We start from the raw sequence: 12044 nt of genomic DNA, 5'->3' as shown, positions 1-12044 counted from the left end.
CCACTCGTCGGTGGTGGCTCGTATGGTTGCCAAGAACTGGTTGCTGCCAGGGTCCGGGCCGGGTCACGCTGCGGGCAGCAGGCACAGCCCGGTCAGCGGTGTGCCGAGCGCGGCGACCTCGCGCGGTGGGCGACCGGCGGCCGGGCCGTCGGGCAGCGGGACCTCGCGGATGTGTCCGCCCAGGTCGGCGACGTAGGCCAGGCCCGCCTCGCCGTCGACGGCCAGGCCGATCGCCTCGGAGAAGCCGCCGGCCAGGATCTCGGGGGCGCCGCCCAGGGCGCCCGGGGCGGGCACGGGCGCCCGGTTGAGGGTGTTGCCGTGCGGGGCGGCTCCGCGGTCGGTCCAGTAGAGCCAGTCGCCCTCCAGGTGCAGGTCGATGGGCTCGGGCAGGCCGCTCCACAGCACCTCGATGTCGGTGCGGTGCTCGGCGCTCCGGCCGGTGGGCAGGTCCAGGCCGGCGCGCAGGATGCGGCCCTGGCCGCCCTTGGCCGGGCCCTTCTGCGTCCAGTACAGGTATCCGCGGGCCGGGTCGACGGCGACGCCGACGCACTCGCCCAGCACCCCCTCCGAGGCAGGCGTCACCACGAGGTCGCTCAGGCCGCTGCCGTCCGTGCGGACCCGGCTGACCCGGTGGCCCTCCCGGTCGCCCCAGTACAGCGTGCCGGCGCCGTCCGAGGCCAGTTGCTTGCCGGTCGTCATCGCCCCGGCCGCCACGACGCCGCGCCGGACGTTGCTGTCCGGGCTCCAGGCATGGACGCCGCCGTTGCGCCGGGAGAAGTCGTAGCCGGCCTCGCCCGGCGTGCCGGGATCCACCTCGGGGGCGCCCATCGTGGTCCAGTACACGGTGCCGGACTCCACGACGACACCGTCCGGCGCGGCGCCGGCGTCGTCGACCAGGGTCTGCACCCCGCCGTCCGGGATGCCCACCTTCAGCACGCGCCCCGGGAACGGCTGCAGCACCAGCAGATACCGGCGCTCCGTCCCCGCGCCCGCCGGGCCGGCCCCGGTCACGTCCCCGGTCACTTGAGCCCTCCGTCCCGGACCTCCCAGCCGGCCTCGCCGAACAGGCGCGCCCACGAGATGCCGATGACGCCGGCACCGACGATCGTCACGACCGCCATGAAAATCACCCCAGACGAATCAGGAGAACCAGACAGCCCGGCGGGCCCGACCGCTCACGGGAACCGCTCCCGGCGAACGGGCGCGGGGAAGACGCGAAACCGACCACGCCGAACGGGGCCGGACGGGCGCCCGTGCCTCCGGGCTGTGTACGACGCAGTCCACACCCGCCGACCAAGGTCTGTCCAATATATGATCCATGCATGGAAGATATGGCTGATGATATTGCCCTGTCGCGGCGCCTCCTCGAGCAGTTTCTCGCCGTGGTCAGGGAAGGGCATTTCGGACGGGCCGCCGAGCGGCTCGGCATGAGCCAGCCGCCGCTCAGCCAGTCCATCCAGCGCCTGGAGCGGATGCTCGGCGTGCGCCTGCTGGAACGCGGCCCCGGCGGCGCGAAGCCGACCGCCGCCGGTGAGGTCTTCGCCGCCGACGCGCAGCGGCTGCTCGACCTGCAGACAGCCGCGGTCGCACGGGTGCGCCGGGTGGCCGGTGGTGTCGAAGGCGACATCCGGATCGGCTACGTCAGCCTCCTCAGCCACCTCCACCTGCCCGCGATGCTGCGCACGGTCGCCGAAGAACTCCCGGGGCTGCGGGTGCAGCTGCACCACGGGGCCGCGGAGGCCGTCGCCGACCTGGTGCGCACCGGGGCGCTCGACCTCGCCTTCGTACGCGATCCGGCCCGGCTGCCCGCCGGTCTCGTCAGCACGGTCGTGGCGACCGAGCGCATCCAGGCGGCCGTTCCCGAGACCCACCGCCTCGCCACCGCCGGCGAGATCGCCCTCGCGCAGCTGCGCGACGAGGACTTCGCGATGCCCGACCCGACAGCCCTGCCCGTCCTGGCCGAGCAGGTGCACCTGGCCTGCCACCGCGCGGGTTTCACGCCCCGAGGCCTCGTCCTGGCCGACGACCTGAGCGGCCTGTTCAGCTACGTCGCCGCCGGCCTGTGCGTGAGCCTGCTACCCGAGGGTGTCCAGCACTTCGCCGCCGACGGCGTGACCCTCCTGGCGCTGCGCGGAGACGCCGGACTGCTGGACACCACCGTGCAGGCCATCCGCCGAGCCGACGCCGACCCGACGGTGACCCGCCTGCTGGAGGCGGTCGCCGGCCCGCGGCCCCGACGGACCTGAGCTCGTGCGGAGTGACTCGCTGAGCCGGTTCAGTGCGGAGGGCTCAGGAGCCGACCAGGTCGTCGAGCAGAGCAAAGGCCAATGCGTCAAACGTACGTGCGGCATCGCTGTATGTGTTCACCATCACCACCACCGCCGTTCCGCTCTTCCGCTCGAACGCCGCACAGCTGCTGAAGCCGAAGGTGCCGCCGTTGTGCCAGGTCACCGTCCGGCCGTCGGACGGCGCACGGAAGTGCCAGCCCAGCCCGAGCCGCAGGCCCGTGACGGGATCGGTGAAGTGGTGACGCTGCGTCAGCTCGATCGCGTCCCGCAGCGGCGAGCGCTCCGGATGGAGCTGGGCCGCCAGGTACCGGAGCATGTCGTCGGCGGTGCTGTACATCGAGGTGCCCGCACCGCTGAGGACGCCGTCGCGCCAGTCGGGAACCACCTCCCCGGCCATATGGCCGACGGCCTTGCGTGAGGCCATGTCCGGCCGCAGGGTCGTGGTCGTGTCCGACAAGCCCAGTGGTGCGGCCACCCGGCGCCGCAGCATCGCGTCCACGCCGTCGAAGGCCAGCGCCTGGCCGAGCAGCCCGAAGCCCAGGTTGGAGTACGCGTACGCGCTGCCCGGCTCGTGGCCCAGAGGGGTCTGGGGCAGACCGGCGGCCAGGTCCTCCAGCGTGTAGTGGGCGTACGGGTTGTACGGGTCCGCCCCGGCCAGGAGGTTGGCGGGAAGACTGGGCAGGCCGGAAGAGTGGGTCGCCAGGTCGCGCAGGGTGATCCGCCGGGTCTCACCGCGGGGGACGGCGAACCCGGACGGCAGGCTCAGTGGCGTGGACAGGCGCACCGTGCCCTCGCCCACCGCGCGCGCCAGCGCGGTGGCGGTGAGCGTCTTGCCGATCGAGCCGAGCTGGAAGACGGTTCTGCCGTCGGGGGCGGGGCCGTCCTGACCGGCACCGGCCACATAGCGCCGGCCACCGCGGATCACACCGAACACCGCGGCCGGGGCGCCGGCGGCCAGCGCGCGGTCGAGGTAGGGCCGCACCTGCGCGGCCAGACTGTCCCCGGTCGCCATGGCCCTGCCTGGTATCAGCGCCACACCGGCCGCGGCCGCCACCGAACCCAGCAGCCTTCGTCGGTCCACGGTCCACTCCTTCGTCACCCGGCACGGCGTGCGGATGCGCACGCCGACGCCGAGTCAAGCCGCTACAGCCGCCGACATCAACAGCCGCATCGAGCCGCGCGGCCACACCAAACCCGAGCGGACGCCCGTGGTCAGCATCGGACGATGTGTCACGGTGATGTTCCCAGGTCGGTGAAGCCGCGTGCGGTGACCGGTTCCGTCCGCCGGGCCCTCCGGCCCCGGCGGACGGACGTCGGCTACCGGTGCGCTGCCAGGAACGGCAGGACCACGTCGGCCATCTCGTCGGGTACTTCCTCCGCGAGGTCGTGGCCCGCGTCGAAGACGTGCCCGGTGACGTTGTGGGCCACGAGCCGTGCCTGGTCCTCGTTGCGTGCGCCGATGAAGGCGGAGCCGCCGAGTGCCAGTACCGGGATGTCCAGCTTCTTCCGGGCGGCCTGCCGGTTCTGTTCGGCGTCGGTGAGCATCGCCCGGTAGACGGCGAGCATCGCGCGGATGCCGCCGGGCATGGAATAGCAGCGCACGTACTCCTCGATGGCGTCGGGGGTGGCGGTGTCGGGGTGGCTGCGCTCGTTCTTGATCATGTAGGTGATCAGTTCGCGTTCGTGCCCGGCGATCAGCATCTCGGGGACGTCGGGCTGGAAGTAGAAGCCCAGGTGCCACAGGTGCATGCCGCTGGAGACGTTCTCGGGGGTGAGGGCGGTGTGGTCCTCGAAGCCGAAGCCGGGGAACAGCGCCTCGGCGAAGACGAGGGCGGTGGCGTGGTCACGGTGGCGGGCGGCGAGCTGGTAGCCGATCACCGCGCCCCAGTCCTCGCCGATCACGGCGTAGGTCTCGTGTCCGAGGCGGGCCATCAGCTCGGCGATGTCGTCGCTCATCGTCGCGGAGTCGTAACCGTCCGCGGGGCGGGCGGAGTCGCCGAGACCGCGCAGGTCGGGCACGACGACGGTGTGGTGGGGCGTCAGCTTCGGGACCAGGTGGCGCCAGTGGTAGCCGGTCTTGGGTACGCCGTGCAGCAGTACCACGGCGGGGCCGGACCCGGCCGTCCGGTAGTGCAGGCTCGTTCCGTTGACGGCGGCACGTCCGGTGCGCAGGGACGTGGTGGTGTGGTCGTACATCATGACGTGGTGCTTCCTGTCCTGGACGGGTGTTGGTGGGCTGATGAGGCCGGCAGGCGGCTCGGACCGTCGGAGCTGACGGGGGTGCTGCCGGCGCGACCGGACGGCATTTTCTTTATCGAGCGTTACAGATTCAAGGCATGAAAAACGTCCGGCCGGGGCCGCGGGACCCCTCTCAGTCGAGAGCGGACAGCGCGACCTCCACGAGGGGTTCGAGGGCGTGCGCGTCCGGTGTGATCTTCGAGGAGACCAGCAGCCCGTTGAGGAAGGTGACCAGGAACGCGGCGACCGTGTGCGGGTCGTGTCGCGCCGCGATCTCGCCCCGCTCCCTCGCGATCCGCAGCACCTCGGTCAGCGCCTCCCGGCTCGCGTCCTGCATGTCGCGCACGCTGCGCCGGGTCGCCGCGTCCTGAGGCAGCCGCTCGCAGACGGCGTTGACGGCCAGGCAGCCCTGGCCGCCGTTTCCGACGGCGATGCGGATCCGTTCCGTGAGCAGCGTACGGATCGCCGAGCGGGCGTCCGCCCCCTCCTCCAGACTGCGCAGGGCGGCCGCCGCGAGGGTGGTGCGGTAGTGCTCCAGCGCGGCCCGGTACAGGCCGTCCTTGTCGCCGAACGCGGCGTACAGGGACCCCTGCCCGATCCCCAGGTGCTGGGTCAGGTCGCGCACCGAGGTGGCCTCGTAGCCTCGCGTCCAGAACAATTCCATGGCGCGGCTCACCGCCGCCTCGGTGTCGAACTCCCGGGTCCTTGCCATGCCTCCACCGTAAACGATCTGGATCGATCGCTCAAGAAAGAAGGCTGCGGCCTGACCACGCCCTGTCGCGCAGCGGACGCAGACACCGTGGGCCGCCCGGCCGGCCGCGCGTGTCGGAGCGGCAGGTCGTCAACGGGTGATCTACCAGATCCGTACCGGCCTCTCGTGGCGTGACCTGCCCGAACGCTGCGCCTGGTGATGCGTCCGGGTCAGCGGCATCTCGGCCGGGCCGCACGCCGTCCTCGAACTCCCGGCGAACACCGAGGAGGCGGCGCTGCGCGCAGCCCGCCGCCAGGGGCCGGCCCTCGACGGACTGCGGCCCTACCGTCACCCCGCCAGCACCATGCCGCCCCGCGACGGCCTGGTCATCGGCTACGGCACCCCGCCCGACCACGCCTTCCCCGCCGCCCTGGACGCCCTGTGCCTGGCCCTGCCGGACCCGCCCCGGGACGACCGCCCCGCCCCTGTGCGGCAACCGGTGGCCCGCTGATGACCGGCCCGGCCGGCTCGCAGAGGAACATGGTGCGGCGGGCATGGCCGACGCGCTCTTCGTCGGGGTGGAGAGTTCCTCACTCGCCGTGCCGGCCGGCCTCTTCCCGCCTCATGGCCCGTCCACCGCCCCGGTGGCCGCGGGCCATCCCCTGAGCACGGTCACTCTGTCCAGCAGCGACTGCGGAGGAGTTCCACTCCGCCGCCTTCGAGGTCGTCGTAGTACGTCGTGCGACCGGTCATGGCCGTCGTCAGGGCCAGGGCGGGGCCGGAAACGAGCGGCCGCAGCCGGGGGTGTTCGGCTCGCGTGAGGGTTTCCGCGCGAGCGACGTCAGGGGAACCCGTGGGGGGCGGTTGGCGGAGCCGGCCAAAGAGCCGGGTCTCGGCGTAGTCGCGTTGTGTCCGGTTTGTGATCATCCGAGGCCGAGGAGTGCGCGGGGCCACCGGGGATCGCGGGCGTTGCGTCGCAGGCCCGCGATGCACCGTGGGAGCACAGCGGTCCCTCACAGCGGGTCGCCGCAACTCCTACAGGTGTCTTCGCCATCCTCGTACATAACGCCGCAGCAGTACGTGGGCCCGCCGCTGACTTCAGCACAAGCGCTGCACATCTGGGACTCGTCGTCCCAGTCAGTCGCGTTCTCGACGGGATCGTCACACCCTGTACAGACAAGCGCTGTCACCGCGCCTCAACCCAGCAATCGGAGGAGGTGAACGGAGAGCAGTAATCGCTGTCGTGTCGCTCGGAGTAGTCGCTCATGTTGGCTGTCGGCTTACCACAGTTCGGACACATGGGGTGTTCACCCGGACATGTGCGATTGTTGTGCCCACCGAGTCCACACACCCTGCATGCCATGACGACAGAGTAGATGAACCTCAGCCGTCGGACTCAGGGCTTCGGCAAAGACTGGATGACGTCCGGTTTGTGATCACGCGAGGCCGAGGAGCGCGAGGGGGCGGCAGGCGTTGCGTGCGTTGCGGCGGAGGCCGTGTCCTTGATGCCGCCCAGCCGCGTGGCGCCGATGGCGAGATGGCGCCAGGTCGCCATCGCCCGGGGTGCATTGCCTGTCCGCAGTTGGGAGGCGTCCTCGGCGAAGGTGGTGTCGCGGACGTGGTGCAGTGCCTCGGTCTTCCAGTGGTCCCGGACCAGTTGTGCGAGCCGGGCGAGGACGGCCTGCTCGGCGGTCAGGCTGGTCACCGCGTAGACGGTGGTGATGGTGGTCTTGCCCGCGCGGACCGCGGCGATGAACCGGGTGACGGTGTCCTGGGAGGCCACCGCGTCGTCCAGCACCGTGGAGTCCAGTGCCCGCCGGTACTTGCCGCGCAGGACCCCGGTGGCCTGCACGACCTCCCGCACGGCCTCGGAGACCCGGTCGGGCCGGGCGGAGCGGGACAGACGGCGACGGAAGTAGGCCAGCAGCGACGGAGCGAACGACATGTCGTGCAGGCCCAGCCCGCACGCGGCCTTCCACCGCAGGTCACACCGCAGCTCCTGGACCGTCTCGAAGTCCGGCAGCCCGCGCAGGGCCTGCAGTGTGATCGCCGCGGCCAGGATCTGCGTCTGCGGCGGCATGCTCGGTCGCCCGTTCGCCGAGGGGTACATGTCCGCGAACATCTCCGCCGGGAAGCGCACCACGGTGCTCGGTCAGGAACGCGAACACACCCCGGCCGGGATCAACTCCCGGCAGGTCTCCCACACATCCGGCCCGACCGGCTCCCCCCGGCCCATTCCCCCATCACCACGAAAATGAGTCCGGCCCCTCCGCTCACGCGGGCCAGAACCCCAAGATCCTGATGAGCCTTCTAGCCGGACACGGGTGTCAGCTGCTCATGCGCCCACTCGGCGAAGGTGGTGACCGGGATGCCCAGCTCCCGGGCGAACTCGGGCCGGGCGGGCTGGAGGACCGCGTTGTTCCACTCGTGTCCGGCTCCCCACGTCGGCATGCCTGCGGCGAGGGCCTCTTCCAGGCTCATGGAGGGTGCGGTCACGGGCACGCTCCAGGCGGCGGACAAGGTCTGCGCGATCTGCTCCATCGTGCGCAGGTCACCGGCCAGTTCCAGTTCCACCCGGTGGAACCGGTCAGGGTCTCGAAGGGCGTGCGCCGCAGCCGTGCCGATGTCCCGCACGGCCACCAGGGCCAGTTCGGTCTCCGGTTTCAGTACCGTCAGCAGTCCGCCGCGCGGCCCCTTGGGTGCCAGCAGGGGCAGGTTCTCCATGAAGAAGGCGGGCTTGATCACCGTCCAGCGGGCAAAGCCCGCACCCCGCACCGCCTCCGTGATCGCCTGCTTGGTGTGGAAGTAGTCCGCCATCGCCGCCCAGCGGCCCTCGGCCCAGCCGGCGACCCGGGTGTGCTCACCGACTCCACTGGTCGAGGACTGCACGAACTGCCGTACTCCCGCAGCCTTCGCCGCGTCCACCAGGTTGGTGGCCTGGGCGAGCTCGCCCGCGAAGTCCACGCCGGTCTCGGTCATGGGCGGCCTCTGCACCGAGAACACCGCGCGGACCCCTTCGACCACCGGGCCGAGGGAGGCCCGGTCGGAGAGATCCGCCCGCACCAACTCGGCGCCCAGCGCCTCGATCGCTCGGGCGGACTTCGACCGCGGATCGCGTACGAGTGCACGTACGGGCACCTCGGCGGCCAGGAGTGCGCGGGCCGTGGCCCCGCCTTGCTGGCCGGTGGCTCCGGTGACCAGGACGGTACCGCTGTTGCTGGGCATGGTTGCCGCTCCTCACGAGCCGGAGAAAGAAAACGGCGGGGCCCGCCGCTTTGCCTGCCGCTAAGATATGGCGGGGCCCGCCGTTTAGCAATGAGGAGATCATGACCGGTCAGCGCTCGGACGCCCGACGCAACTACCAGCGCATCCTCGCCGTCGCCGAAGCCGAGGTCGCCGCGCACGGCGCCGAGGCATCCCTGGAGCAGATCGCCCGCACCGCAGGCGTCGGTTCGGCGACCGTGCGCCGTCACTTCCCCACCCGCCGTGCCCTGCTCGAAGCCGTCTTCCAGGAGCGCATCGAGGGCCTGTGCGAGCGCGCCCACCGGCTCAGTGCGACCGAGGACGGCCGCACGGCCCTCCTGGAGTGGCTCCACGCCCTCGTCCTCTACGCCGTCTCAGCCCGCGGATTCGCCAACACCCTCAGCTACGAGCCTCCCGCCGAGGAATCCTCCCCGCACTCCTGTGGCAACAGAATCGCAGCGGCCGGAACCCCCCTGCTCCAGCGGGCCATTCGCGACAAGGCGGTCGCACCGCACGTCACCTTTCACGACCTGCTGACCCTCGCCGTCGGCATCGCCCTGGCCACCGAGCACCACAAGGACCCCGAGACCCAGGCCGACCGCCTCTTCCGCCTCGCTGTGGAAGGGCTCAGCCCTGAGCACGGCATCGCTGGGGTATCCGGGAGCTAGGGATCTTCGGTACTGGTGACAGGAAGTCTGCCGAACGCTCGTCGTTCAAGGAAGCCGTTGCCCTGACGCTCACGGAGCTGGCCCGCCGGGGGATGGCCCTCGCGCCGGCGCCGTGGAGGACATGACCGAGACGCAGATCACCACCGTTTCCGAGCGGCTCCGCATCCAGGTGCGGTCCGCCTGGCGGGTACTTCGACGCCTCCGCCACGGCCGACCGCCTCGCCGAGAGCAGGGCCTCCTGCGAGGAGAGCGGCAGCGAGAAGGACGCCGGGCGGGCACCGATGCCGCCGCCCGACAATCCGGAGCTCGCCCTGGTCCTGGCCGGGGTGCCGGACTCTCTGGCGCAGACCGGCGGCGACCTGTACGCGGTCATCGTCAACGTGGCCGTCAACGCCTGGATGGCCGGCCACATCCACGGCGAGGACGGCTGCATCGGATGCGACGGCAGCCGCGGCCCGGCCGGACACGACTGGGAAGCCCGGATGCGCACCATCACCGAGCTGCAGCCGGACGTCACCAAGTGGTGCGACCGCGACGTGCGGACCCGCGCCGTCAACGATGCGGGCTACGCCGTCACCCGCCGCTGCTGTCAGCGAGCCGGGACCGCTTGTCCGGGCTCGCTCGCGTACCGGGATGACGTCACGCCTGGAGCGTCATGTCCAACGCTGGGCGGCGGGGGGCCGGTACGACGGTGCCGTCCTGCTCGGCGGAAAGCGTCTGCTCGACGAACTCCCTCACGAGCGTCGCCGTCTCAGCGACCGTGACGTCCTTCGTCCACGTCGCCCGTGCCACCAGAAGGACAGCTCGAATCGGTACGCGCCATGGGCGTGCCCCACGTGCGCGATCCACGGCACGTGCCGTGCCTGCATCGGCGGGAGCGGATGATCTGGCGTTCCGTCCCCTCCACGGGCATCCGGGCGAGGGCGGCGTGGTTCCGGACGGGCAGGATGCGGCGCTCCAGGTATCCGCTTCACTCCAGCAGGTGCGAGGCGGCTCTGTAGGAAGGGTCTGTCAAACGAGCGGTGTAACACCGAGAAAATCGAGCTGTTGGACGGTTGGATGTAAGCCCTCAGGGGGTGCGGGCGTCGTAGCTTTCCCGGTTTGCGAGGACCTCGGCCATGTGTGTCTGCGCCCAGTCTCTGAGCCCGCGCGTCATGTGGTGGAGTGAGAGGCCGAGGTCGGTCAGCTCATAGGAGACGGTGACAGGGACGGTTGGCGTCACGGTACGGGTGAGCAGACCATCCTGCTCCAGCGACCGTAGCGTCTGGGTCAGCATCTTCTGGCTGACCCCGGCCAGAAGACGAGAGATCTCGGAGTAACGCATCGCCTTCGGAGCGTCCGGGTGTGCTGCACCGGGCTGGCCAGAGCTGTTGTCGCCGCCCAGCGCACACAGGACCAGAACGACCCACTTGTCCGAGATTCGGTCGAGCAGCTGCCGGCTGGGGCACCCTGCCAGGAACGCGTTGTACTCCACCTTGGCCTGAGCCCTCTTCTGGGCCGCCTTCATCGTCGTCACTGATCGCACCTCTCACCGATGGGTGGGTTACGCACTTCCAAGTGCCTACTTCCCGACAGGAAGTTTCTCTCCAATGCTGATGCAGGGAGGCAGCAGGCGCCACCCCCAAGTGCACGACGAAAGGCAACAGGATGAGCACACCCTCCATCTCTCTTCCCGGCGGAACCCGGACTCTGGGTGACCTGACCGTCACCCGGTTCGGCTACGGCGCCATGCAACTGGCCGGCCCGTGGGTCATGGGGCCGCCCACCGATCGCGAGGGTGCCCTGGCCGTTCTTCGTGAAGCGGTCGACCTCGGTATCACCCACATCGACACCAGCGACGCCTACGGGCCGGGCGTCACCAACGCGTTGATCCGCGAGGCACTGCACCCCTATCCCGAGTCGCTGCACATCGTGACCAAGGTGGGCGCGACCCGTGACGAACAGGGTGGCTGGCCCACGGCCCGGCGACCCCAAGACCTGCGCCGTCAGGTCCACGACAACCTCAAGTCCCTCCGGCTCGACGTACTCGACCTGGTCAACCTCCGACTCGGCAACGCGGAAGGTCCCCAGCCCGGCTCGCTCGCCGAGGCGTTCGAGACGCTCGTGGAACTCCAGCAGCAGGGCTTGATCCGCCACCTCGGGGTCAGCAACGCCACCGATGAGCAGGTCACCGAGGCACAGAGCATCGCGCCGATCGTGTGCGTGCAGAACCTGTACAACCTCGCCCACCGCCATGACGACAAACTCATCGACCGGCTCGCCGCCGAAGGCGTCGCGTACGTGCCCTTCTTCCCCCTCGGGGGCTTCACCCCGCTTCAGTCCTCGGCGCTCTCGGCGGTCGCCGCTCGATTGAAGGCGACACAGATGTCCGTCGCACTGGCCTGGCTGCTGCAGCGATCACCGAACATCCTGCTCATCCCCGGCACGTCATCGACGGCACACCTGCGCGAGAACATCGCCGGCGCGGGGCTCTCCCTCTCTCATGAGGACTTGATCGAGCTGGACGACATCGGCCACTGAACGCCCCGTAGCTGAACGGCCCACAAGGCACGGCCGAAGCCACCGTTCAGGTTTCGGCCCCGGTCACCTTCGCGCGACCGGGGCCGGAGCAGGACGACTCGCCCTCACCTGGTTGACTTCAGATCATCGACCGTCAGGAACTTGTGTCCACCGGCGGTGGCAGCTGACCCCGCGTCAGTGGCCGGGTATGCGTCGAGGTCTCCGAAGAAGGGGGTTCCTAGGCCGTGTTTTAGGTCGGGATTCTGATCCACGCCTCGTGCTGTGATGATCACGTTGTGGGGCGTGGGGATCTTTCTGATGAGCAGTGGTCTGTGTTGGAGTCGTTGCTTCCTGCGGCGGGTGTGAGTCGCAGGTCGCCGGGTCGTCGGCGGCTGGTGGACGGTGTTCGGTGGCGGG

At 70.5% G+C, this 12044-nt stretch carries 10 protein-coding genes and 2 pseudogenes; 4 read left to right on the top strand and 8 right to left on the bottom strand.

Annotated features, from left to right (window positions below; all coding sequences use genetic code 11):
* Window positions 1–63: 63 nt before the first annotated feature.
* Window positions 64–1023 (bottom strand): hypothetical protein, encoded by a 960-nt coding sequence (locus tag KUM32_RS28745; protein WP_308408741.1) that lies wholly within the window; start codon window positions 1021–1023, stop codon window positions 64–66.
* A 308-nt stretch (window positions 1024–1331) separates the two neighbouring features.
* On the opposite strand from KUM32_RS28745, the gene KUM32_RS28740 reads away from it, so the two are divergent.
* Window positions 1332–2246: a LysR family transcriptional regulator gene (locus KUM32_RS28740; protein WP_217144889.1), complete on the top strand. Its 915-nt coding sequence runs from the start codon at window positions 1332–1334 to the stop codon at window positions 2244–2246.
* A 43-nt stretch (window positions 2247–2289) separates the two neighbouring features.
* Here KUM32_RS28740 and KUM32_RS28735 read toward each other — a convergent pair whose 3' ends face one another.
* The 3 genes from KUM32_RS28735 to KUM32_RS28725 all read right to left on the bottom strand — a co-directional run bounded on the left by KUM32_RS28735 (window position 2290) and on the right by KUM32_RS28725 (window position 5238).
* A complete protein-coding gene (locus KUM32_RS28735) occupies window positions 2290–3369 on the bottom strand; it encodes a serine hydrolase domain-containing protein (RefSeq protein WP_308408740.1) in 1080 nt (359 codons plus the stop codon).
* Between the two features lie 236 nt (window positions 3370–3605).
* A complete protein-coding gene (locus KUM32_RS28730) occupies window positions 3606–4487 on the bottom strand; it encodes an alpha/beta fold hydrolase (protein WP_217144888.1) in 882 nt (293 codons plus the stop codon).
* A 172-nt stretch (window positions 4488–4659) separates the two neighbouring features.
* Window positions 4660–5238: a TetR/AcrR family transcriptional regulator gene (locus KUM32_RS28725; RefSeq protein WP_217144887.1), complete on the bottom strand. Its 579-nt coding sequence runs from the start codon at window positions 5236–5238 to the stop codon at window positions 4660–4662.
* A 202-nt stretch (window positions 5239–5440) separates the two neighbouring features.
* On the opposite strand from KUM32_RS28725, the pseudogene KUM32_RS28720 reads away from it, so the two are divergent.
* Window positions 5441–5728, top strand: a pseudogene (locus tag KUM32_RS28720) (PLP-dependent aminotransferase family protein); the annotation flags it as partial.
* A gap of 1227 nt (window positions 5729–6955) precedes the next feature.
* Here the strand turns inward: KUM32_RS28720 and KUM32_RS28710 are convergent.
* Together KUM32_RS28710 and KUM32_RS28705 are read right to left on the bottom strand one after the other, a co-directional pair.
* Window positions 6956–7385 (bottom strand): annotated as a pseudogene (locus KUM32_RS28710) (transposase); the annotation flags it as partial.
* Between the two features lie 142 nt (window positions 7386–7527).
* Window positions 7528–8442 carry an NmrA/HSCARG family protein gene (locus KUM32_RS28705; RefSeq protein WP_217144886.1) on the bottom strand — a complete coding sequence of 305 codons (915 nt, stop codon included), beginning with the start codon at window positions 8440–8442 and terminating at the stop codon, window positions 7528–7530.
* A 101-nt stretch (window positions 8443–8543) separates the two neighbouring features.
* On the opposite strand from KUM32_RS28705, the gene KUM32_RS28700 reads away from it, so the two are divergent.
* Window positions 8544–9128: a TetR/AcrR family transcriptional regulator gene (locus KUM32_RS28700; RefSeq protein WP_217144885.1), complete on the top strand. Its 585-nt coding sequence runs from the start codon at window positions 8544–8546 to the stop codon at window positions 9126–9128.
* A 639-nt stretch (window positions 9129–9767) separates the two neighbouring features.
* Here the strand turns inward: KUM32_RS28700 and KUM32_RS28695 are convergent.
* Both KUM32_RS28695 and KUM32_RS28690 read right to left on the bottom strand, forming a co-directional pair.
* On the bottom strand, window positions 9768–9920 hold the full coding sequence (locus tag KUM32_RS28695) for a hypothetical protein (RefSeq protein ID WP_217144884.1): 153 nt from the start codon (window positions 9918–9920) through the stop codon (window positions 9768–9770).
* A 277-nt stretch (window positions 9921–10197) separates the two neighbouring features.
* Window positions 10198–10635 carry a helix-turn-helix domain-containing protein gene (locus KUM32_RS28690; protein ID WP_254406298.1) on the bottom strand — a complete coding sequence of 146 codons (438 nt, stop codon included), beginning with the start codon at window positions 10633–10635 and terminating at the stop codon, window positions 10198–10200.
* Between the two features lie 140 nt (window positions 10636–10775).
* Here KUM32_RS28690 and KUM32_RS28685 point away from each other — a divergent pair, with 140 nt between their 5' ends.
* The gene (locus tag KUM32_RS28685) at window positions 10776–11648 is read left to right on the top strand and encodes an aldo/keto reductase family oxidoreductase (protein ID WP_217144882.1); all 873 of its coding nucleotides are present in this window, start codon (window positions 10776–10778) and stop codon (window positions 11646–11648) included.
* Window positions 11649–12044: the final 396 nt, after the last annotated feature.

This window comes from Streptomyces sp. AC627_RSS907 (assembly GCF_019049165.1).
The sequence above is the reverse complement of the archived record's forward strand: the minus strand, read 5'-3'. Positions and strand labels throughout refer to the sequence as shown.

Excerpts from the sequence above, each read along its gene's own strand:
- KUM32_RS28705 (WP_217144886.1), bottom strand. The coding sequence starts at position 8,442 with ATGCCCAGCAACAGCGGTACCGTCCTGGTCACCGGAGCCACCGGCCAG.
- KUM32_RS28685 (WP_217144882.1), top strand. The coding sequence starts at position 10,776 with ATGAGCACACCCTCCATCTCTCTTCCCGGCGGAACCCGGACTCTGGGT.
- KUM32_RS28690 (WP_254406298.1), bottom strand. The coding sequence starts at position 10,635 with ATGAAGGCGGCCCAGAAGAGGGCTCAGGCCAAGGTGGAGTACAACGCG.
- KUM32_RS28740 (WP_217144889.1), top strand. The coding sequence starts at position 1,332 with ATGGCTGATGATATTGCCCTGTCGCGGCGCCTCCTCGAGCAGTTTCTC.
- KUM32_RS28725 (WP_217144887.1), bottom strand. The coding sequence starts at position 5,238 with ATGGCAAGGACCCGGGAGTTCGACACCGAGGCGGCGGTGAGCCGCGCC.
- KUM32_RS28730 (WP_217144888.1), bottom strand. The coding sequence starts at position 4,487 with ATGATGTACGACCACACCACCACGTCCCTGCGCACCGGACGTGCCGCC.
- KUM32_RS28700 (WP_217144885.1), top strand. The coding sequence starts at position 8,544 with ATGACCGGTCAGCGCTCGGACGCCCGACGCAACTACCAGCGCATCCTC.